The sequence below is a fragment of the bacterium genome (assembly GCA_031082185.1).
Taxonomy (GTDB): Bacteria; Sysuimicrobiota; Sysuimicrobiia; order Sysuimicrobiales; family Humicultoraceae; genus VGFA01.
In genome coordinates, this window is the sequence record JAVHLI010000005.1 from 172853 (window position 1) to 192913 (window position 20061).

Sequence of the window (20061 nt, forward strand, 5' to 3'; positions counted from 1 at the left end):
TCTAGCGGTAGTGACGCGTGCTCTTGCGCCACGCCTCGGCAACAACCCCGCCGCCTTCCAGAAATACCTTGACAACGGGCATGAACATCTCGTCGGGCGGGATCCCTGCCTCCACCCTCACCTTCTGAAACCCGGCGGCCAGGTCGAGCGCCCACTCGTCGCGCGCCGCCTCCGGCTGCGCCACCCAGGCCTCCGGGACAACCGCCCGCAGGATGGAGGGCGTGTCGAGTACCAGCTCGCGGAGCGTCGGATCTGCCTTTCTCCGCTCGGCAATGAACCGGTCCACTGCAGCCCGGTACGCGGCGCTACCCTCGATCTGCTGAACGCGGGCCATGCCTGCGCCGCCGACCTGAGCCGGGCCGGGCGATGCGCCGGGCGCCGCCGCCTTCTGGCCTGACCGGCAGCCCGCAGCTGCAGTAGCCACGGCCACCACCAGGAAAGCGCCCACCGCCAGGTGCTGCAACCTGAACCGTGCCGTTCGATCTGTATGAGTCACGTCGCTGCCTCCTCCCGTGTAGCAAGCGCGGGACGCCACAAAAGCACGAACCCGCCCCAGAGGGGCGGGTTGCCGCGGTTCCACCCTCACAATCGCCCGACCGGTCTCGATTCCACGACTGGGAAACCGAAACGGACGCTCGCAGCGCGATCTCGGGCGCACCCGGCGGCTTAGACGGCGATCACTGATCCGATCACCCTTCGCCCGCTGCTCAGAGGGGGTCTTCCGCCGATCCGTCCGGCAGGGCTCGCAGCCCAGGCCCTGCCTCTCTCCATCCGCCGCGTCTCCGGCGGTTCGAACGGGGTTCCGGCGTACTCGTCCTCGTCATTGCCGATCTTCAGCGTCATCTTATGCGCAGTGCCGGGAGCTGTCAAATCTGTTTGGAGAAGTCGCCGTGGTGGGCGCTGCAGGACTTGAACCTGCGACCTCCTCTGCGTCAGAGAGGCGCTCTTCCTCTGAGCTAAGCGCCCGTTGGGTGATAACACCGTCGGGTGCGCACTCATTATAGGGACAAGCCCCACACGCCGCAACACGGTGTTTCGGAAACACCCAGGAAGACGAGCGGCCTTGCGCGAACACGGGCGGTATGGCGCGCATCGCGAACCCTGGGAAACCCGTGAGGAAACTTCTGACGCTGCTGGTTGTGCTGGCGGCGGTGGCGTATCCTGCCGTCGAGGCCTGGGCGAAGTCCTACGACCACCCCACGATCGACGTCACATTCCGCCTGCTGCCCGAGGGAAGCGCGGAGGTCGAGGAGGTCCGCGCGTTTCGTTTCGTCGGCTCGTTTTCGTGGGCGGAGATTCGGCGCCGCACAACCGGGCAGTACGGGACTTACGGCATACGCTACGGCGGGGTTTGGGACGCCAGCAGCGGCCAGGCGATGCAGTTCAAGCAGTCGCGCGATGGCTCCGAGGAGGTCCTGCGGTGGAGCTACTCGGCCTCGGACACAACGATGCGCTTTCGGATCAAGTACCGCATCACCGGGGCGGTGCAGCGATACGCCGATGTGGCCCAGTTCTACTGGCAGGCGATCGAGGGAGACCACGCGCCCATAGGCCGGGTCCGAATCGTCGTGCAGGCGCCCGGCGCCAGCGAGAAGCTCTTCAAGGTCTTCGTCCACAGCAAGGCCACTCCCGGCGAGCTCCGGATCGCCCCGGACTTCCGGAGCGCCGAGATCACACAGTCCGATATCCCCGAGACCTCGTTTGTGGAGGTGCGGGTCCTCCTGGACCCCGCCCTGTTCCCCCAGGCCGCGGTGCAACAGGGCGAGAGCCACGAGAGCCTCCTGGCCGACGAGCGCCGACAGTCCGAGACCGAGCGCCGGTGGATGATGGCGTTCCTGGTAGGTCTGGCGGCCCCGTCGCTGCTCATAGCAGGCCTGATCGCCGCATACGTGTGGACCTACGCGCGCTATGGGCGGGAGCCGAAGGTGGCCTACGAGGCCGTCTATGAGCGCGAGCCGCCGCGGCTGCTCCCCCCGGCGGTGGTTCCGGCGATCCTGACGCAGTCCGGCGTGCGGAGCGCGGAACTCCCGTGGGCCTTCGCGGCCACCCTGGTGGAGGCGGCGCGCCTGGGCTACTTGGAGATCGAGGAGCGGCAGGACCAGGGGGTGCTGGGGACCGGGCTCTTCCGCGGCACCGACCTGATCTACCGGCTCACCGACAAGGGCCGCGCCCTCCTGTCGGGCAGTCCGCCCGAGGCGACCAGGCGGGAGCGCCCGTTGGAGCCTCTTGAAGTGAAGGTGCTCGATGCAGTCTTCCGCAAGGCCCACAAGGGCGATGACGTGACCGGCGACCAGATAGAGGCCTGGGGCAAGCGGATCGTTGGAAGAAAGAGCAACTTCCTGGTCTTCACCGAGCGGTGGGGCCCGGACCTGCGCAAGTGGTTCGAGGACCGGCACTTCCCCCTCGATGACGCCGCCAGTGAGCGGGCTAAGATGTGGTTCATCGGAGGCACGGCGCTCACCATGTTCGTGGCCCCGGCGGTGGGTATGGTTATCGCGGCGTTTGTGCCCTCAGCGGCGGTGGGCGTGGTTTTCGCGGCGTTTGGGGCGCTCCCCGTGGGGATGGTCTTGATCTTCCTCTCCCTGAAAGGACTCTCGCGCCGGACCCCTGAGGCGGCCCTCGAGGTGAAGCGCTGGGCTGCGTTCCGGCGGTTCATGGAGGATTTCTCCGCCATGAAGGACGCGGGCCCGAACGTGTTGGCGCTGTGGGAGAGCTACCTCGTGTACGCCACCGCGCTCGGCGTGGCCGAGAAACTGATCGAGAACCTGAAGCTGGTGGCCGCCGATCTCGGGCAGACGGCTCCGCACCCGACGTGGTTCCGTAGCGCCTCTGGTGGCGGCGGCGCAGGGCTGACGCCTGCCGGGCTCGGGTCCCTGGAGGCGCTCTCCAGGTCGTTCCAGAACTTCCAGAGCCTATCGCGGGCGCTGTCCAGCTCGTCCAGCAGCGGCGGCGGATCCAGCGGCGGCGGTGGCGGGGGTGGCGGCGGAGGCAGCAGCAGGGCAGGATAGAGGCCCTGGCACGCGCAACCGCCCTACCGGCCGGTCTTGGCCCACCGCTCCAGCGCGCGCACGCCCATCGAGCCCACGAGCGTCATCATCAGGTAGAGCAGCGCCACCATATTGTAGGTCTCAAAGGCGCGGAAGGTCCTGGCCGAGAGCAGCCGGCCCGCCTGCGTCAGTTCCGGAACCGCGATCGCCGAGGCCAGGGCAGAATCCTTCAGCAGCGCGATGAAGTCGTTGCCTAGAGGCGGCAGCACGACGCGCAGCGCCTGGGGGAGAATCACGAACCGCATCGCCTGCCCGTAGCTCAGGCCCAGAGAGCGGGCGGCCTCCATCTGCCCCTTGGGAATGGACTCGATACCGGCGCGGTAGATCTCGGCCAGGTAGGCGCCGTATCCGGTCGCCAGCCCCAGGATGGCCCGGTTGAGGTCGCTTCGGATCAGCCGCGTGATCGCCTCGGCGACCCCGGGTAGGCCCGCGGCGCGGGCTGCTCCGGCCAGCGCCGCCGAGGCCAGGGGCGCGGCTACGAAGGCGATGTAGATCAGCAGCACCAATAGTGGGACGCCGCGCACCACCTCGACGTAGAGCGTGGCCACGGTGTAGACCACCGGCTGCCGAGACAACCGCATCAGGCCTGCCACCAGACCGATGACCAGCGCCAGCGAGTAGGCGGCGAACGTCAGGCGCAGGGTTAGGAGCACCCCGTCCCAGAGAAACGCCAGGGTGTCCCTGTAGACCTGGGAGCCGGCCACCACGAATGCGATGCCGGCCCCCGCGGTCAACAACACGAGCACCCACCAGGGAACCCGCTCCAAGGCGGCCGGAGCCAGCCGGCTCCGGCCGCCGTCGCGTCCGCTGGCGGAGGATGGGCTTCTGGTGGTCACGCGAAACCTACTGACCCGGGGCCCTATCCACAAACCACTTCTTGTAGAGGCCGTCCAGCGTCCCGTCGGCCTTCATCTGTTCCAGGGCCGCGTCGAACGCCTGTTTGAGGGCCACGTCGCCCTTCTTGAGGGCGATCCCCAGGGCCTCACTCGTGAACGGCTCGCCGACTTTCTTGATCTTGTCCGGGGTGATGTTGATGTACCCGTCGGCGGCGTAGCTGTCAATGATGACGGCGTCCACGTCCTTGTTGATGAGCGCCTTGACAGCTAAGGCAAAGGTCTCGTAGCGGCGTACGTCGCCGACTTTCCCCTCCTTCAGGAGGGAGCTGGCTTTCTCATCGTTGGTGGTCCCGGTCTGCACCGCAACCCTCTTGCCTGTCAGGGTGTCAACTCCGGTGACTGCAGTCTCGTCCATCCGCACCAGAACGACCTGGCCGAAGCGCAGGTAGGGTTCGCTGAAGTCGACACTCTTCTTCCGCTCGTCGGTGATGGTCACGCCTGATGCCACGGCGTCGAACTGTCCCTGGGCCAGAGCTACGAAGATACCGTCCCATGCGGTCGTGGTGAAGACCGCCTTACAGTTCGCTCGGCGGCAGATCTCGGCCAACAGGTCGGGGTCGAAACCGACGATCTGCTTGTTCTCATCTACGACCTCAAAGGGCGGATAGGTGGTGTCACTACCGACCTTGACCTCCCGCCCGCCCAGATCCGATACGGCGGCTGGCTGCGCGGCCGGCTCCGGCACCTGGACCGGCTGGGCCGCCTGGCGCCCTCGCATGACATAGAGCAGCGCTGCGATCACGATCAGGAGCACAACAATGTAGATCACCGGTCGTCCTCTCATCTGCTTCCCTCCTGTTGGGACTGGCGTCGTCGTTCCCACACTTCGGTGTTCACCAGATTTGGCGGCCTCCTTCCGGCAAGCGCGGCCAGAAGGTTCTCGGCCGCCATGAGCGCCATCCCGGTCCGCGTCTTGACGCTGGCGCTGGCGATGTGCGGTGCGACCACCACGTTCTCCGGGGTCAGCAGCGGGTGATCTGCCGGGAGGGGCTCTTCCTCGAACACGTCCAGCCCGGCCCCGGCGATGCGGCGACCGGCTAGAGCATCGTAGAGCGCCCCGGAGTCCACAATCGGCCCGCGGGCGGTGTTGATCAAGAACGCGGTGGGCTTCATGAGCGCGAGCTGCGGAGCGCCGATCAGATGGCGCGTCCGCGGCCCCAGGGGAACGTGGATGCTGACGAAGTCGGAGAGGCGCAGCACCTCCTCCAGTGAGGCGAACTCCAGGCCCAACTCCTGCTCCGGGCCCTCCTGCCGAGCCACATCATGGTAGAGAACCCGCATGGCGAACCCGCGCGCCCTGCGGGCCACCGCCGTGCCGATGCGGCCCAACCCTATGAGCCCCAGCGTTGCGCCGCAGACGTCCTGACCCAGCAGGAGCATCGGCCCCCAGCTCTGCCACCGTCCGGCCCGGGTGTACCTGTCCGCCTCGACCACGCGGCGGGCAACCGCCAACAGCAGCGCCATGGTGAAGTCGGCAACCGTCTCGGTCAGCGCACCCGGCGTGTTGGTAACGATCACCCCGCGTTCGGTGGCCGCCCCGACGTCAATGTTGTCGAACCCGACCGCGTAGTTGCTCACCACGCGAAGCCTGGGAGCCGCGTCCAGCAGCCCGGCGTCAATGCGGTCGGTGAGCAGCGAGATCAGGCCGTCGGACGCCGCTGCTTCCCGCACAAGAACCTCGCTGGGAGGAGGTAGCTCATCGGCAGACCAGACCGCGATCTCGGCCTGCTCGCGCAACATCCCCATGGCCTCCTCAGGCAGGCGGCGGGCAACGTAGACGCGGGGGAGCGGCACGCCTAACCGTTCGCGGCCACCGGCAGGCCTCCTGCTCAAGCGCGAGGGCCTACCCACCAAGCCTGGCGCGCACCGTGAGGAATCCGCCCCTGCCGCGGCGAACCATCCGGCATGGCAGGGTGGAGGGCGTGCCTGACGTGGATGCTCGCTGGAGCGGTGCTGCTGGAGATCCCCACGCCCCCACCAGGGCTGGACAGGGCGCTGGCAGACGACTACCGGCGGGCACTGGTGACCCAGGGCTTCCAGGTGATCTCTCTGGTGATTACCGACCGCCGGGCTAACGGCGGGATCCGCCGCGCGGAGATAGCATACCGCACGCGAACGGCCGGCACGCTCTCCGCACTAAGGCCGGAGGTGGTGCGCGTGATTGCTCCCTCCGCCAATCCCAGGCTGGCGCTCGACCTTGTTGTCGTCCGGGCAGTCCGGCGCGAAGGCTCGGTAGCGGCGGCGATCACAGTCCAGGTGGCTGTGATAGACCGCTGGCTGAAAGCGCAGATCAGCGACGATGAGTTCTTCGGGCGGTGGGTCGTGCGCCGGGGTTCACGCTAGGTTTGGCGGTCGAGAACCGCGATGGCTTCCACGTGATGCGTCTGCGGAAACAGATCGAACGGTTGCACGTCCACCAGCCCGTACCCGAATGGCATAAGTTCTTTGAGGTCCGGCGCGAGTGTCGTGGGGTTGCACGACACGTAGATGATCCGGCGGGCGCCACTCCGGCCTATCTTGCGCATGACCTTCCCACCGGCGCCGGCCCGGGGTGGATCCAGCACGAGCACGTCCGGCGTGCCGTGTCCGGCAACCACCGCGGGCAGCATCAATCTCGCGTCACCGGCCGTGAACTCCACACCGTCCAGGCCGTTGAGCGCGGCGTTCGCGCGGGCCGCATCCACCGAGGCAGCCAGCAGTTCGATGCCGACCACCCGGCCACCGGCTCGGGACAGAGGCAGTGCGAAGGTGCCAATCCCGCAGTAGAGGTCCACCACGCGCGCCGAGGCGAACGGCTGCGCGCGCTCGACCACGTAATCGATCATGCGGGCGGCCTGCGCAGTGTTCGTCTGGAAGAAAGTGTTGAGTCCGATCCGGAAGCGCAGTCCCACCAGCCGTTCTTCAAGGGTACTGCTGCCGTACAGGGTCTCGACCCCCGAGGGTGGAGCGCCCTCAGAGGTTGCCGTCACGATTCCCCGCACGATCCCCGTAACCCCGGGGACTATCCCCACCACCTCCTGTACAAACGCGGCCGAGGCGGCGAACGGACCGGGGGAGGTCAGGAGGCCTACCAGGCGGTCGCCGGTTCCCCTGGCCTCGCGGATCACAAGCGAGCGCAGGAACCCGGCGTGGGTCTTCGGATCGTACGGTGCCAGGCCGTGTTGCCGCGCAAACGCCCGCACCGCGGCCACCAGCGCGACCGATTCAGGGGACTGCAGAAAGCAGGCATCCACAGGCACAATCCTGTTCCACTCGCCACGCCGATGAAGCCCCAGCACCCCATCCGGATGGAACGAGAACTCCATCTTGTTGCGGTAGTACCAGGGATCCGGCGCAGGAACGATCGGGTGTACCATCGCCCCGGTGATGCCGCCCAGGTGGGCGAAGCTTTCCCGAACGATCGACTCCTTCGCGCTGGCCTGCGCGGCGTACGCTATGTGCTGCCACGCGCATCCGCCACAGGGACCGAAATGGGGACAGCGTGGTTCGGTGCGGTCCGCTGACGCAACCTCGACCGCCACCGCCTCGGCCTCCGCGTATGTTCTTCGCGCCCGGACGATGCGCGCGCGCACGACATCACCCGGCGCGGCGCCGGCCACGAAGACGACAAACCCGTCGATGCGGCCGACCCCCTTCCCGCCATAGGCAAGACGGTCCACCGTCACCCTGACTTCCTCTCCGCGCTTCAGCATCCCAACCTCCGGCCGCAATCGTACCACTCCCGTAGCGCGGTGCCCACCTGCAGCAGATCCCCAGCAGGCACATCCGGTCCTGCCGGCGAAAGAAACCTGCGTGGATCTCTACCGCTGCGTGGTCACCAAGCGCGACCTGCGGACGTACACCAACCAGGCCATTGAGCCGGGATTGCTGCGGCGGATACTCAATGCCGGCCGCCGCAGCGGCAGCGCCCGCAACCGGCAGCCCTGGCAGTTTGTGGCAGTCACCGATAGCGAGGTGTTGCAGCGCCTTGCGCGGTGCGGCCGCTTTGCCGGACACCTGGCTTCCGCCCCGGCCGCGGTGGTTATTCTCGTCGAGGAGCACGGCCAGATCTTCGACGCCGGACGCTGTGCGCAGTCGATGATGCTGGCAGCCTGGAGCATGGGGATCGCCTCTTGTCCGGTTACGCTGCACCACGACGCAGAGACTCGTGCGGCGCTGGGACTACCCGAAGGACCGGTGGTGGCCACGGCGATCGCACTGGGCTATCCTGACCCGCGCGGGCGGGGACGCCTGGAGCGTCTCGCATTGCGCGTGGTCGCCGGACGGGGCCGCAGGCCGCTGGCGGATCTGGTGCATTGGAATCGTTATGGCCGGCGTCTGCTATAATGCTTCCGGCATGAGCCGCAGCCCCCTCCGTCCGTCTCTCGTCGCGCTCGCGCTCCTGGTGCTGGCCCTTCCTGCCATCGCGCAAGGCCTCTCGATTGACGCGCTTGTCTCGCGAATCCTTACCGACCCCAACCCCCAGCCCTACACGATGACCGCGGACTTCACAGCCCGCATGGTCTTCAACATGACCACGGGGCGGATAGAAGTCTACGCCGCCGGCACCATTCTCGAATCCCGCTCCGCAGCAGGCGAGCCGCGCCGGCGCAAGGCGACGCTCACCAAGCTCGATGTCCCGTTGCTGCTCCGGCCGTTCTCGAGTTCGATCCGGCGCACGGTCTCCGATCTGGTCGAGGCCGAGCCCAGGCCCGGCGAGTTTCTGCCGACCCAGGACATGTTCATCGTGGAGGAGCGTGCCGGTGGACGCATTCTGGTGGGCGGCGTCCGCCAGGACATCGTCACCGACACCATGACCCGGTACGGTCAGACCGCCAACCTGAGGGATCCCGCATCAAGGAGAGCGATCGCCCGGTGGCTGTGGTCACCGACACAGCGGGCCTCGATCGTTCGCGGAGGACCCGGTCCGTATATGCTCTCAGCCCTGGTGGATGAAGGCGGCATCCTGCACCAGCTCTCGCTGTTCTACGAATGGGGCGAGCTATCGAACCGGTTCGCGTTTGCAGGCGTCGGAGGCCGGCAGTTCTGGCGCGAGGTCATCACGGACACGTCTTCGGAGTTCATGGGGTTAGGCCGCGTGGACGCCACGATCTCGCTGCAGATCTCAAACCACTGCCTGAACTGCCCGCCGCGGTAGACGCCGCCGTGCGGATAGAGTTCTTCTACTGGGAGGACTGCCCTTCGCACACGGAGGCCCTGGAACGAATCCGGCAGGTCATGCGCGAAGAGGGACTGGCCGACCAGGTGGAGGTGGTCCGCATCGCCACGGCGGAAGACGCGGACCGCCACCGTTTTCCCGGATCGCCCACGATCCGCATCAACGGCGAGGACCTGCAGCCCGAAGGTGCCCAGGGACAGGCGATGCTGACCTGCCGCACCTACCACACGGAGGCCGGCCGGCTCTCGCCTCTGCCAACGGCCACAATGATCCGGAGGGCGCTTCAAGCAGCCCGCCGGGCAGACGGAGGAGGATGATCATGCCCCTGGCCATAGGTGACCGGATAGTGCCTTTCTCTCTCCCCGCGACCGACGGTTCCACTGTCTCGGCAGATCAGTTCGCGGATCAAGCGGTGCTGGGCGTCGTGTTCTGGTGCAACCATTGCCCCTACGTCAAGGCATGGGAAGACCGGCTGATAGCCATTCAGCGCGAGTACGCCGAACGAGGCGTCCAGATGGTCATGATCAGCAGCAACGACCCGGTGGCCTATCCCGACGACTCGTTCGAGGCGATGCGGTCGCACGCACGAGAGAAGGCGTACCCGTTCCCCTACCTGTTCGACGGGTCGCAGCAGGTCGCCAGGAGCTACGGCGCAACGCGCACGCCCGAGGTCTTCCTGTTCGACCGCGAGCGGGTGCTGCGCTACCACGGTGCGCCCGACGACAACTTCGAGCGTCCCGAGTTGGTAACCAGCCACTACCTCCGAGACGCGCTGGATGCGCTCCTGGCGGGAGGAACCCCGGCAGAGGCGACCACACCACCCAGGGGCTGCACGATCAAGTGGAAAGCCGTCTGAGCGAGACCTGGTAGCTGCGCCATCGGCCGGCTACCCGGCCAAGTCCAACACCGCCGCCGCGCGCAGCTCTCGCCGCTTCAGGCGCAGCAGCACCTCGTTGGCAGCCTCCAGGGGATGTGACTCCGCATCCACCCGCACGGGGATCTCCGCGGCAAGCCGCAGGAAGGCATGTGCGTCCGCACGGGTCAGATGGCTGACCGTGCGCAGGACGCGCTCCCCGTAAAGCATCGAGTAGGGCATCGCAGGGATGCGGTCCAGCGTCACGGCGTTGATCGCCACCGTGCCGCCCGGCCGCACCGCCCGCAGCGCGGCTACAACCACCTCACCTGAAGGTGCGAAGACAATCGCCCGATCGCAGGGCACCGGAGGCGCGGCGCCGGGCTCGACCGCCCAGCGCGCACCCAGTTCCTCGGCCAGGGTGCGGTGTTCCGCCCCGCGCGTCACGACCCCTACCGTGCATCCCCAGTGCCGGGCGACCTGGATCGCCAGGTGCGCCGAGGCGCCGAACCCGAAGAGCGCCAGATGCTCTCCGGGCTTCAGCCCCACGACATGCAGCGCCCGGTAGCCGATCACGCCGGCGCACAGGAGCGGCGCTGCTGCGACATCGTCGAAAGTCGGCGGAACGGGAACCACGAACGCTGCGCAGGCCAGGGTGTATCCGGCGAAGCCACCGTCAACGTCGTAGCCGGTGAACCGGGCCTGCGGGCAGAGGTTCTCCTCGCCGCTAGCGCAGAACGCGCACGCCCCACAGGCATGCGCCAGCCAGGTCACGCCCACACGTTGCCCTTCCAAACCAGGGGTGACATCCGGACCGAGCCGGTCAACCGTGCCGACGATCTGGTGCCCCACAACCACGGGTGACCGGTGGGGAGGCAGGTCGCCCTCGACGATGTGCAGGTCGGTATGGCAGACCCCGCAGGTGTGCACGCGGATGCCCACCTGACCAGGGCCGGGGAGCGGTGCTTCCCACTCTTCAAGCACGAGCGGTGCGGTCTCGACTGGGGCAGGGGAGTAGAGGCGGGCAGCGCGCATGACCGCCCCCTAACGAAGCCCAGATTGCTCTATCGTACCGCCGGCGAACTCCCTGATCCGCGAGGCGGCCAGAGAGGCGTGCGCTTCGAGCCGCGCAGGATCGTAGCTGGTCGGTGCGTAGATTATCATCAGGCAGCGCCTGGTCGCCGGCGTTATCATCGTCCGCTGCGAGTCGCTGGTCGGGCTGCCGCACGGACCGTCGTCATCGGCAACGGTGAGACGGCCCTCGACGCTGTAGGGCCCCTTGCCGATCGCGTCGTATCCCTCACCCGGCCCTCCGCGGCGTATGACAAGGACCCCTCGGACGCAATCGAGATCGTGCAGCCCGATTGGCAGCAGGAACTCGAGAGAGCAGAGGTTGTTGATGTCCACGAGCGTGTTGATCCTGGGCAGCCCGTTGCCCCGCAGGACACGCCGCAGCAGCGCTTCGGAGGAGGGCCGCAGCTTTGTTGGATCCACGCCTATCCGTCGGTACAGCTCCCTGGCAGGCTGGAGACCCTCGATCTGCGCAGGCTCGCGCCCGGCGTACGAGGCACGAAGACGCGCGCCGACCGCCTCGATCTCCTCCCAGAGTCCTGGATCATGGTCCGCCACCGTTACCCCGGCTGCCTCGACGACGGCGACCCGCACATGGGCCGCGACTGACGGTTCCACCTGCACCTCGGTCATATCCATCCCCTCCTGCTTCGCTGGTCAAACCTCCAGAGTCCGGCGCCACGCGCCGCCGCAACCGCGTCACGGTATTCATCACGGGTTGTCCGACGGTTCAGCTCAGGGAAGCGGCCTGCTCCCACCTTGCCCCCCGGCGCGTACTGGTCCATCAGGTTGACATAGGTGTCCGCGGAGATCGACTCAGCCAGCCAGCGCATGACCTCAGCCGTCCCTGCCAGACCATCGGGCATCACCAGGTGCCGGACGAGCAATCCCCGCAGCGCCAGCCCGTGCTCGTCGAAGACCAGGTCGCCGCTCTGGCGGTGCATCTCGTCGATGGACGCCCGCGCCGCCTCAGGATAGTCCCGCGTCAGCAGGTAGCGGCGGGCGACCTCGCGGTCCCAGCACTTGAAATCGGGCATGTAGATGTCCACGATGCCATCGAGCAGGCGCAGGCAGTCCATCGCGTCGTATGCGCTTGTGTTGTACACCAGGGGTAGGTTCAATCCTGCCTCGACAGCCACGGGCAGCGACTCCAGGATCTGCGGCACGACGTGCTCTGGCGTGACCAGGTTGATGTTGTGGCAGCCCGCATCCTGAAGATGAAGCATCATGGCTGCCAGCGCCTGAGGCGGTACCGGCCGGCCTTCGCCGAGGTGGCTGATCGCGTAGTTCTGGCAGAAGACGCACTTCAGGTTGCACATCGAGAAGAAGATCGTGCCGCTTCCCTGCCGGCCCCTCAGACAGTCCTCCTCTCCTAGGTGAGGGGAGAACGAGTTGACAATGGCGAATCGGCCGGTCTTGCAGACCGCCCAACGATCTTCCAGTCGGTCCACCCCACACTCGCGCGGGCAGGCGCGGCATTCCCGAAGAAGTTCAAGCGCTTCATCCGCGCGGCGACGCAGCTCGCCGACACTGAAACGGCGATAGGCAGGTGAGAACCCCAGAGACGATACCTGGAAGCGATCGGGGGCTGTTGCCAAGGGCATCCTCTCTGAAGCCATCATGCACCGGCGGCGGGATCGCGGCAAGTCAGCCCTTTCCGAATCCCCCCAGGCAGGCGTCCGGGCGCCGCGCGGCGTAGAAGCCCACCATGGGCCCGGTGCGGTTGGTGGTTCTGCTCGCGGTGCTCCTCACGCCACAGGCGCCCGCAGGCCACCTGGCCAGCAGTGGCGTGGCCATCGCAGACGGCGGTTTCGTCACCGTCACCGCGCTGTGGGTAACCCCACGCCTGGTGGACCACGCGTACTACCGTACGCTTGTCCCAGAAGATCACCAGGCCTGGCATCGCGCGGCCGCCCGGGTGTTCACGCTGATCCGGCTGGAGGTGGACAACACCTCTGGCCTGGCCCTGGAAGGCTATCTCTCGCTGAACCTCCGCCTTAGCGCCGACGGCATCCTCCACCCAGTGATTACGGATGCAGCCGCGCTGGCAGGGCTCTACCCGTTCCCCCGCATCGTCCCAGGTACGCGCGAGGTGCGCCTGATCGTACGCCCGCTTTGGACTTTCGCGCGCGGGGTCGGACAGGTGGGAACGCTCCCTGAGTTCGTCCTGCGCTTTGATCAGGCGGCCCTGGCCTATCCGCCAGGAGCACCATAGGCCCTCATCCCAGCAGGATCAGGGCCGTCCCGGCAAGCGCGATCATTGTCCCGAGCACGATCCAGACTGTGATCGTCTCCTGACCGCGCAGGAGGACCGGACTGGCGATCAGCACCACGAGCGCCTGCAGGTTGTACAGCACCGACGCGATGGCGACAGGGGCGTGCCGGAGTGCCGTGAAGAGCAGCAGGATCGCCATGGTGTTGAAAAGAGCGCTGCCCAGCAGGTCGCCGCGGAGCCAATCCCTGCCGGCCGGCCACCGGGCCGATCGGTAGAAGGCCGACCAGAGCAGATGGGCCAGCAGCGCCGTGGCCGCGCCCACGGCGGCGCCCAGGATCGGCGCCGGCGTCAGGATAAGTCCGAACCGTCGCGCGGTATCGCCAAGGGCGAACGCGGCGGCTCCTGCCAACGCCATCGCTATTCCCACCATGTCCAGGGCCCGCGGGCCCACGCGGCCTGCCTGGCGTCCAGTCCAAAGGCTGATCCAGAGACCGACTGTAACAGTGGCCAACCCAACGACCTGCCAGGGGCGTAGTAGCTCGCCGAGAAAGAGGTAGCCGAACAGCAACGTGAAGATGCTGTTGCTCAGCCGGATGGCGGTGGAGAGAGCAGGTCCCAGGCGCCGGATGGTCTGGTACGCGAGATTCCGGCCCAGCAGCGTGCCGGCTATCCCCCCGGCGGCGAACATGAGGATTGAGATCGGGTGGATCGCCGGCAGCAGCCCACCCAGAGCAGCAGCAGCCAGGATGGTCGAGAAGATCAGGACGTTTGTGGCGATGCTTACCAGGACCCCGGCTTCAGGGGCAACCGCCACCATGAAGCGCCTTGCCAGGACCGTGCTGATCCCGAACGACAGCGCGGCGGCCAGCGCCGCGAGTTCCCCGGTCACCGGACCCGGCGCCGCAGGGCGCCCCCCCCGAAGAACCCGGCACCCACGGCCGATAGCAGCAGTGCACGGTGCAGTCGCGAAGGGGGTCCCGCGTGTACGCCACCACGCCCAATCATTCTGCCTGCGGTCCGCCGGCCGCGCACAGGGGCCTGTCGCTCATCGAGTTGGCACTGGCATTGGGCCTGACAGCGATGGCCGCAGCCGGGCTGATGGGGCTCGTTCGCATGGCCTCGCAGGCGGCGATCCTCGCCGGAGACGGGCTCGACGGGCAGCAGGGTGCCAGGCGGGCCATGGAACGGGTCACCGAAGAACTCCGCTGGGCAGAAACGGTGGTGGCCGATGCCGCGTGCGCGCCCCTTGAACTGTGCCCAAGCCGGGTAATGGTGCGAATTCCTCCGGGCAACCCCTACCGTCGGGCCGAGTCCTACGAGGTCGCCTTCCAGTACAACCCCAGGCAGCGCGAGATCGAGCGCCGGTTGGGGCGCGGGGTCAACAATCTGGCCTCGCGGATCGACGCGCTCCAGATCACCTATCACGACGCGGAGGGCACCCTGACACTGATTCCATCGGAGGTGGCGCGCGTTCGGATCGCGATCGTGGCCAGAGCCCGCACCAGCCGTCCGGTATACATGGAGAGCACGGTCTCCCTCCGGAACCGACGGATCCGCTACGTCGCCCCCACACAGACGCCGGCCTGGAGGCCTTCTCCCAGAGGGTACGGAGAACCGGCCCCGCCTGCCCCGGTCCTGCCACCGGGCCCGCCCGGTCCAGGAGAAGCACGCTAGTACGCCGCAGGCGCTCACGGCGGCAGGCTACACGCAGTACTTGCGGTACGAGAACGTGCACGGAGGACCTGCCGCGACCTGCATGCAGCCGGCGTGGAGATCCATCAGGATTGAGACCCCGGTCTGGTAGCGCTCGGCCTCCGGCAATGCCGGGTTGGAATGCCGGCAGACCGACTCGGGGTGACCCTCGTGGTCCTGCAGGATCGTCCGCATGGTGCCGGCGGAGATCGGGCCGAGGGAAGCAGCCCCCGAAAGGAGCCGCTCTGCCCGGGCGCACCGGTGGAAGGTTGAGCGCCATTCGTCGGTAATCGGCTGCCAGATCCCGAGACGCTCGGGATCACGGAAGTGGTTGGCATGAACCAGGATCCCGTTGATGGGCTCGAGGGTGCAGACGCCGCGCGGCGCGGCCTCCAGATCCACTGCCGTCCCTTCCCCCCTCTCCCCTGCCCTGGCCACCAGGAAGTTGGCGGAACACGCACGGACCCCCTGCGCCACGGCGTCAACGGCCTTTTCCAACGCCGAGCTGCTCAGAACCTCCCAGGTGCGCACGTGAAATGGAGAGCCCATGCGCGTCCAGTCGTCGTCGTCGGAGATCAGGCCGCTTACGGCGAGGCCGATCCCTGCGCTGTTCAGACCGATCTTGCCGCCGGCGATCCCGGCTTCAGTGAAGCACAGCACGCGCAGTCCGTCCGTATGCGTAACGTGCTGGAGCACTCCGGCCACCCCGGGGATCCAGTCCCAGTTCTCGCCGACCCAAAGGTGGCCGTCATCCGACGCCTCCGGCGTGACCGCGAAGATCGTGCACTCTCCTGCGGGCGCAGGCATCCCGCCCAGTTCAAGCTTGCCCAGCCGCGAGAACTCGCCATAGAACAGCTCATACCGCAAGTTGAGCGCGGCCACTTCCATTGTGGGCCGGCCCGCCCCGTACGCCAGGCCCTCCACCATTTCGGCAAAGGCGACGTCTCGGGCGCGGACATCGGGCCAGAATCGCTCCGTCCGCCTGAGTACCTCGTCTCGCGACAGGGAGATCTCGCCGGCGAACCGGCGGAAGTATAGGTCGAGGTTGTGGGCGACGAGGTCGGCTGCGGCCCGGCCGTGCCCTTCTCCGATCTCACGCGGACCACCCGTCAGTCGTAGGAATGGCAGCGAGAGGTCGCTCACGGCCCGGCTCCGGAATCCAGGGCCGCCTCGAACGTGATCCAGGCAGGCTGTCGGGTAAACCCCAGCCGCTCGTTGATCGCCAGCATGCCGGTGTTGTGCATCTCGTTCCAGGTGCGGATCTCCGAGTAGCCGTGCTGCCGCCCGTAGGCGATCGTTGCCAGCTTGAGCGCCCCGGCGATGCCCCGCCCACGGTGCGCCGGAAGCACGCCGGTGACACCATGGTATAGGTGCGTTCCGTGCGCAGGCCGCTGCAGGTTGGCCTCGCCCACGTAGTCATCGCCTGCCAGCGCCAGGAAGTAGGCGTCGGGCAACGCCCGCGGCGACTCGATGGTGCTGCGCACGTACACTTCAAAGGGGATTGGTGTGTACGGAATTGGCATAGGAATGTCCGCGACCACGGCGTTGTGCAACTCGTAGGCGCGGCGCAGCGCGCCGGGGTCGCGCCGGAGCTCATCCTCCAGCGTCACGATCGTGACGCCCTCCCCTCGCGCGTGCTCGAGGTAGTGCACAAACGGCGCCGGGTCGAACCGTCCAAGGTCCAGCCGGACCTCCCAGGTCCGCATCGTCTCCCGAAATCCCCGGTGGACCAGGAACCGGATTGCCTCGGGCATGGTCTCCCGGGCGAACGACTCGATCACCAGTGCGCCTCGCGTGGTGAGCACCCCTCGCATGTGAGAGTACAGCGCGGATCCTATGCACCGACCCTGCCAATCAGGGTCGGTGTAGACGCCCATGCGATACCGAGCGGGATCGAACTGCCCTGGCATGTGGTGGGCATGGGAGTGCCCGACCACCTCTCCCGTCGGGGTTTCGGCCACCACCAGGATGGACGAGTACCCACCCTCCTGCAACCGCGCCCGGAACTCTCGGAACTCGTCCAGGGTCTCTGGGTAGTCCGGGAAGAGGGCGTTGCCGATCTCCAGGATCCTCGCCTCGTCGGTGTCTCTGGCCTCGCGAACCACCGCGGGGGCTGGGGGCCGGTGACCAACCGTCTCGCGCAAAGGGCGCTCACCTCACTCTATCCCGCTCACACATGGAGCCGGCACCGGGAATTCCCTCGGCTCCTGCGGCGCACCTCGAAGGTATGCGGGTTTCGCGAGATGGTCAAGGACTGCGACGTCTATCGGAAAGCATGCCATGCGGGTTTGCGGTAATCAGCGGTTCGTCATCCAATACCTCCTGTGCAATGTCTACTTGGCAGGCATGAGCTTCCCGTCACTTGATACCTTCAGTCTCTCGAACTGCGGCGCGGTCCGGTGTCCGTGCTTGTCAAAGTCCAGGATGCCGGTTGCACCAGCGTACCCCTTCCCGCCCCGCGCGAACACCTGTGCTATCTTGCTAGCTTCCGTTCCCACCCTACGCATGGCATAGGCGACCATCCAGGTGCCATCAAAACTGTACGCGGCCCACGGCGAAGGAGTGGCGTTCTCGTAACGTGACGCGTAGTGCGCCCGGAACTTCTCGGCGGACGGCTGAGTGTACGCGACCTCAATCCCGAACACGCGGCCAGCGGCCAGCGAAGGACCCTCGACCTTCAGCTGGGAGGGATAGGCGAGATACCAGGGGCCCAGCATCCGCGTCTGCCTAGCCTGCCTGAACAGGAGATTTCCCTCTTCCCCGGAGAGGCACGCTATGACGGCATCCGGGCGCTCAGAGGCGACGCGGGCCAAGTCGGAGCTGTAGTCAGCCCGGCCGGGCTCGTACCCGACGGAGGCGACAATTGCCCCGCCCAGCCGTCTGAGTCCCTCGCTTGCCCCCCTTTGCATCTCGCTTCCAAGCTGTCCGGCCGGAAACAGGACTGCCACCTTTCGATGACCCGATTCATACACCCACTTGGCCAGTTGTCCCCCGAGCTCGGCGTGCGCCACGGTGACTGTGTACACTGTGCCCCCGAGCCGACTTACGAGAGGACTGCTGGCGGTGGCGTTGATCACAACGACGTCCTTCGACCGCGCATACTCGGCCCAGTTGCCGAAGACATCGCTTCTCGTTCCGTTGACAATCAGTACCGCCTTCTCGGTGTCGATCAGTCTGTGAACGGCCTTCAAACCGGTCTCCTTGTCAGACCCGCTCTCCTCGATGACAACCTTGAGGTGGCGAGCTTTGATCCCTCCCGCCGAATTGATCTCCGCGACGGCGGTCTCGACTCCGCGAACCACATCTTCCTTGACAGCCGCCGAAGGTCCGAACGAGGAGATAGCAACGCCAATGTGGATCTCCCCGCCGGCACCGCCCCCTCCACAACCCGTTAGCAGTACCGCAAGCAGCCCCGCGACCGCGACCGTGCGGAGCGCCTGCCCTCTGTGCCAAGATCGACCAGTCATTTTGACGATCCAACTCTCCTTTCGCGCGACACTCGCCCTACTCGCCTTCACGCGGAGCCCTCCGGGGCGCCATCGGAAATGGCGCGCCGCACCCAGTTAGCGTGCGGTGGAAAGCACCTCCTCGTCGCTCGGCACTTCATGCACAGCCTGATGCTTGGGCGGATCAGTCTTCTGGGTCATTAGGCTGACGGGTACCATGACGAGAAGAGAGACCACCGGCGGTATTAACGTGTCCAAACCGGCCAGATGCTCTGGTATAGTGTAGTAGAGTATCAACCTGAGCACGGAGCCAACGACAACCGCCGCCAGGGCCCCGCTCGCGTTGGCCTTCTTCCAGAATAGCCCGAGCGTCAGCGGCACGAAGCAGCCGGCGAAGACGACGTCGAATGCCAGAACGAGCAGGATCCCCGGCTCCGGCCTCACGACGGCCAGATACATCGCGGCGGCCATGATGGGTATGGCCGCCAGCCGGGTGACCCAGAGGAGCCTGGCGTCAAGTGCCTTCCTATCCTCCGGGGTGTACTTCCTCTTCCAGACCTTTAGGATGTTCCTCTGCACAATGTTTCTGCCCAGGACCGAAGACACGCCTAGCAGTCCCCCGTCTGCAGTGGACAGCCCGGCGCCGATGATCCCCCCCAGGATGAGCAGCCCGTAGATAAAGGGGAGACCCATTGCCAGCGTCGGCAGGACCATCCTGGTGTCGGAAGCATTTGGGACCATCTTTATCGCCATCAGCCCCAGGAAAGAGGCGATTATGCCGACGAACAGCGTGAGCACCCCGGCATAGTAGCAGGCTCTCTGCGCCGTCTTAGGGTTCTTTGCAGCGAAGACCCTCTCCATGAAGTCGAGCGCAACGACGTCTCCCAGGCCTAGGGCGAGAATGCCGGCCCAGTTCACGAGCGCGCCGCTCTTGATCACCGTCAGCCCGCTGAGATCGAAGTGCCCGGGCGGGATCGCCGATGCGAAAAAGTCCCAGCCGTAGGTACCTATGATGTACACGAAGGCGGCGACGAATCCGAAAATGGCGGGGTAGATCTGAGCAATGTCAGTGGAAACCACTGACCAGAGGCCGCCAGAGATAGTGTAAAAGAACAAGATGGCAGATATGACGAAGAGGGACGCGATGTAATTCCACCCGAAGACCATGCTTATGATCCACGCGGACCCGGCCAGGTTTCCCGCGACGAGTATGATGAAGCTAAAGGACATCAGGAGCCCCACAAGAACCTCAACCAGACGATTGAACCTCCTGAAGTAAAAGTCCGGCAAGGTTATGAGGTTTAGCTTGTTCAGGGGTTTTGCGTACCAGGTCCCCGTCACAAACAGGCATATGGCGAGCCCGAGCGGGAACTGGAAGCCCGCCCACCATCCACCCGAGTACGTCGCGGCCGCGTTCCCCATGGTAGCGTTTGCGTCCAGGGACTGTGCAAGCATGGTCGTCCCGACCAGGAAGAAGGGAAGGCTCTTGCCCGCTACGATGTACTGCTTGCCGCTGCCCTTGACGAGGTAGTACATTGCAAGGCCCAGCAGGAAGAACACGACCAGGTAGAAGACGATGCCGTACTCGTAATTGGTCACAGTTCCACCTCCATACGCCGCTTAATGTGGTGTCACACCGGGCATAGCGCAGAAGTCCAGCACCCCCTGAGCCTTGACCCGGCA

General features: G+C 66.4%; 21 protein-coding genes and 1 tRNA gene. 8 read left to right on the plus strand and 14 right to left on the minus strand.

Annotated elements, in window-relative coordinates:
- Position 1: 1 nt before the first annotated feature.
- Entirely contained in the window at positions 2–496 is a 495-nt protein-coding gene (locus RDU83_06960) for a hypothetical protein (protein ID MDQ7840753.1), read from the minus strand.
- Positions 497–891: 395 nt separating this feature from the next.
- Positions 892–966: transfer RNA gene (locus RDU83_06965), tRNA-Val, on the minus strand.
- A gap of 146 nt (positions 967–1112) precedes the next feature.
- Here RDU83_06965 and RDU83_06970 point away from each other — a divergent pair.
- Positions 1113–3008 carry a DUF2207 domain-containing protein gene (locus tag RDU83_06970; protein MDQ7840754.1) on the plus strand — a complete coding sequence of 632 codons (1896 nt, stop codon included), beginning with the start codon at positions 1113–1115 and terminating at the stop codon, positions 3006–3008.
- 23 nt (positions 3009–3031) lie between these two features.
- Here the strand turns inward: RDU83_06970 and RDU83_06975 are convergent, their stop codons facing one another.
- From RDU83_06975 to RDU83_06985, 3 genes are read right to left on the minus strand one after another with little or no spacing between them, the layout of a single operon-like run.
- Positions 3032–3883, minus strand: a complete 852-nt coding sequence (locus tag RDU83_06975; protein ID MDQ7840755.1) for an amino acid ABC transporter permease — start codon at positions 3881–3883, stop codon at positions 3032–3034.
- A 7-nt stretch (positions 3884–3890) separates the two neighbouring features.
- Positions 3891–4727, minus strand: coding sequence for a basic amino acid ABC transporter substrate-binding protein (locus tag RDU83_06980; protein MDQ7840756.1), 837 nt, complete (start codon positions 4725–4727; stop codon positions 3891–3893).
- Positions 4724–5794 (minus strand): D-glycerate dehydrogenase, encoded by a 1071-nt coding sequence (locus RDU83_06985; GenBank protein MDQ7840757.1) that lies wholly within the window; start codon positions 5792–5794, stop codon positions 4724–4726. Before RDU83_06985 ends, RDU83_06980 begins: the two co-directional genes overlap by 4 nt.
- Before the next feature lie 54 nt (positions 5795–5848).
- Between RDU83_06985 and RDU83_06990 the strand changes: the two genes are divergently transcribed.
- Positions 5849–6286, plus strand: a complete 438-nt coding sequence (locus RDU83_06990; GenBank protein ID MDQ7840758.1) for a hypothetical protein — start codon at positions 5849–5851, stop codon at positions 6284–6286.
- On the opposite strand, the gene rlmD is transcribed toward RDU83_06990, so the two are convergent.
- Complete coding sequence (gene rlmD / locus RDU83_06995; protein MDQ7840759.1) at positions 6283–7635, minus strand: 23S rRNA (uracil(1939)-C(5))-methyltransferase RlmD; 1353 nt, start codon at positions 7633–7635, stop codon at positions 6283–6285. The two genes, RDU83_06990 and rlmD, sit on opposite strands and share 4 nt — an antisense overlap.
- Positions 7636–7735: 100 nt before the next feature.
- Here rlmD and RDU83_07000 point away from each other — a divergent pair, with 100 nt between their 5' ends.
- From RDU83_07000 to RDU83_07015, 4 genes are read left to right on the plus strand one after another with little or no spacing between them, the layout of a single operon-like run.
- The gene (locus RDU83_07000; protein MDQ7840760.1) at positions 7736–8269 is read left to right on the plus strand and encodes a nitroreductase family protein; all 534 of its coding nucleotides are present in this window, start codon (positions 7736–7738) and stop codon (positions 8267–8269) included.
- Between the two features lie 10 nt (positions 8270–8279).
- Complete coding sequence (locus RDU83_07005; protein ID MDQ7840761.1) at positions 8280–9080, plus strand: hypothetical protein; 801 nt, start codon at positions 8280–8282, stop codon at positions 9078–9080.
- Positions 9081–9088: 8 nt separating this feature from the next.
- Entirely contained in the window at positions 9089–9418 is a 330-nt protein-coding gene (locus RDU83_07010; protein MDQ7840762.1) for a DUF2703 domain-containing protein, read from the plus strand.
- A gap of 2 nt (positions 9419–9420) precedes the next feature.
- The gene (locus tag RDU83_07015; protein ID MDQ7840763.1) at positions 9421–9957 is read left to right on the plus strand and encodes a thioredoxin family protein; all 537 of its coding nucleotides are present in this window, start codon (positions 9421–9423) and stop codon (positions 9955–9957) included.
- Positions 9958–9987: 30 nt separating this feature from the next.
- On the opposite strand, the gene RDU83_07020 is transcribed toward RDU83_07015, so the two are convergent.
- From RDU83_07020 to RDU83_07030, 3 genes are read right to left on the minus strand one after another with little or no spacing between them, the layout of a single operon-like run.
- Positions 9988–10989, minus strand: coding sequence for a zinc-dependent alcohol dehydrogenase family protein (locus RDU83_07020; protein ID MDQ7840764.1), 1002 nt, complete (start codon positions 10987–10989; stop codon positions 9988–9990).
- Between the two features lie 9 nt (positions 10990–10998).
- The gene (locus RDU83_07025; GenBank protein MDQ7840765.1) at positions 10999–11658 is read right to left on the minus strand and encodes a phenylalanine--tRNA ligase beta subunit-related protein; all 660 of its coding nucleotides are present in this window, start codon (positions 11656–11658) and stop codon (positions 10999–11001) included.
- Entirely contained in the window at positions 11655–12476 is an 822-nt protein-coding gene (locus RDU83_07030; protein ID MDQ7840766.1) for a radical SAM protein, read from the minus strand. Before RDU83_07030 ends, RDU83_07025 begins: the two co-directional genes overlap by 4 nt.
- A 257-nt stretch (positions 12477–12733) precedes the next feature.
- Here RDU83_07030 and RDU83_07035 point away from each other — a divergent pair, with 257 nt between their 5' ends.
- Positions 12734–13240: a hypothetical protein gene (locus tag RDU83_07035; protein MDQ7840767.1), complete on the plus strand. Its 507-nt coding sequence runs from the start codon at positions 12734–12736 to the stop codon at positions 13238–13240.
- A gap of 4 nt (positions 13241–13244) precedes the next feature.
- On the opposite strand, the gene RDU83_07040 is transcribed toward RDU83_07035, so the two are convergent.
- On the minus strand, positions 13245–14129 hold the full coding sequence (locus RDU83_07040; protein ID MDQ7840768.1) for an EamA family transporter: 885 nt from the start codon (positions 14127–14129) through the stop codon (positions 13245–13247).
- Between the two features lie 92 nt (positions 14130–14221).
- On the opposite strand from RDU83_07040, the gene RDU83_07045 reads away from it, so the two are divergent.
- Positions 14222–14914 (plus strand): hypothetical protein, encoded by a 693-nt coding sequence (locus tag RDU83_07045; protein ID MDQ7840769.1) that lies wholly within the window; start codon positions 14222–14224, stop codon positions 14912–14914.
- Between the two features lie 27 nt (positions 14915–14941).
- Here the strand turns inward: RDU83_07045 and RDU83_07050 are convergent, their stop codons facing one another.
- The 4 genes from RDU83_07050 to RDU83_07065 all read right to left on the minus strand — a co-directional run bounded on the left by RDU83_07050 (position 14942) and on the right by RDU83_07065 (position 19977).
- Complete coding sequence (locus RDU83_07050; protein MDQ7840770.1) at positions 14942–16075, minus strand: C45 family peptidase; 1134 nt, start codon at positions 16073–16075, stop codon at positions 14942–14944.
- Positions 16072–17076 (minus strand): GNAT family N-acetyltransferase, encoded by a 1005-nt coding sequence (locus RDU83_07055; GenBank protein MDQ7840771.1) that lies wholly within the window; start codon positions 17074–17076, stop codon positions 16072–16074. The genes RDU83_07050 and RDU83_07055 overlap by 4 nt, the downstream gene beginning before the upstream one ends.
- A 189-nt stretch (positions 17077–17265) precedes the next feature.
- Complete coding sequence (locus RDU83_07060) at positions 17266–18450, minus strand: ABC transporter substrate-binding protein (protein ID MDQ7840772.1); 1185 nt, start codon at positions 18448–18450, stop codon at positions 17266–17268.
- A 45-nt stretch (positions 18451–18495) separates the two neighbouring features.
- Positions 18496–19977: a sodium:solute symporter gene (locus RDU83_07065; protein ID MDQ7840773.1), complete on the minus strand. Its 1482-nt coding sequence runs from the start codon at positions 19975–19977 to the stop codon at positions 18496–18498.
- Positions 19978–20061: the final 84 nt, after the last annotated feature.

Excerpts from the sequence above, each read along its gene's own strand:
- RDU83_06980 (MDQ7840756.1), bottom strand. The coding sequence starts at position 4,727 with ATGAGAGGACGACCGGTGATCTACATTGTTGTGCTCCTGATCGTGATC.
- RDU83_06990 (MDQ7840758.1), top strand. The coding sequence starts at position 5,849 with ATGGCAGGGTGGAGGGCGTGCCTGACGTGGATGCTCGCTGGAGCGGTG.
- rlmD (MDQ7840759.1), bottom strand. The coding sequence starts at position 7,635 with ATGCTGAAGCGCGGAGAGGAAGTCAGGGTGACGGTGGACCGTCTTGCC.
- RDU83_07005 (MDQ7840761.1), top strand. The coding sequence starts at position 8,280 with ATGAGCCGCAGCCCCCTCCGTCCGTCTCTCGTCGCGCTCGCGCTCCTG.
- RDU83_07015 (MDQ7840763.1), top strand. The coding sequence starts at position 9,421 with ATGCCCCTGGCCATAGGTGACCGGATAGTGCCTTTCTCTCTCCCCGCG.
- RDU83_07020 (MDQ7840764.1), bottom strand. The coding sequence starts at position 10,989 with ATGCGCGCTGCCCGCCTCTACTCCCCTGCCCCAGTCGAGACCGCACCG.
- RDU83_07025 (MDQ7840765.1), bottom strand. The coding sequence starts at position 11,658 with ATGACCGAGGTGCAGGTGGAACCGTCAGTCGCGGCCCATGTGCGGGTC.
- RDU83_07035 (MDQ7840767.1), top strand. The coding sequence starts at position 12,734 with ATGGGCCCGGTGCGGTTGGTGGTTCTGCTCGCGGTGCTCCTCACGCCA.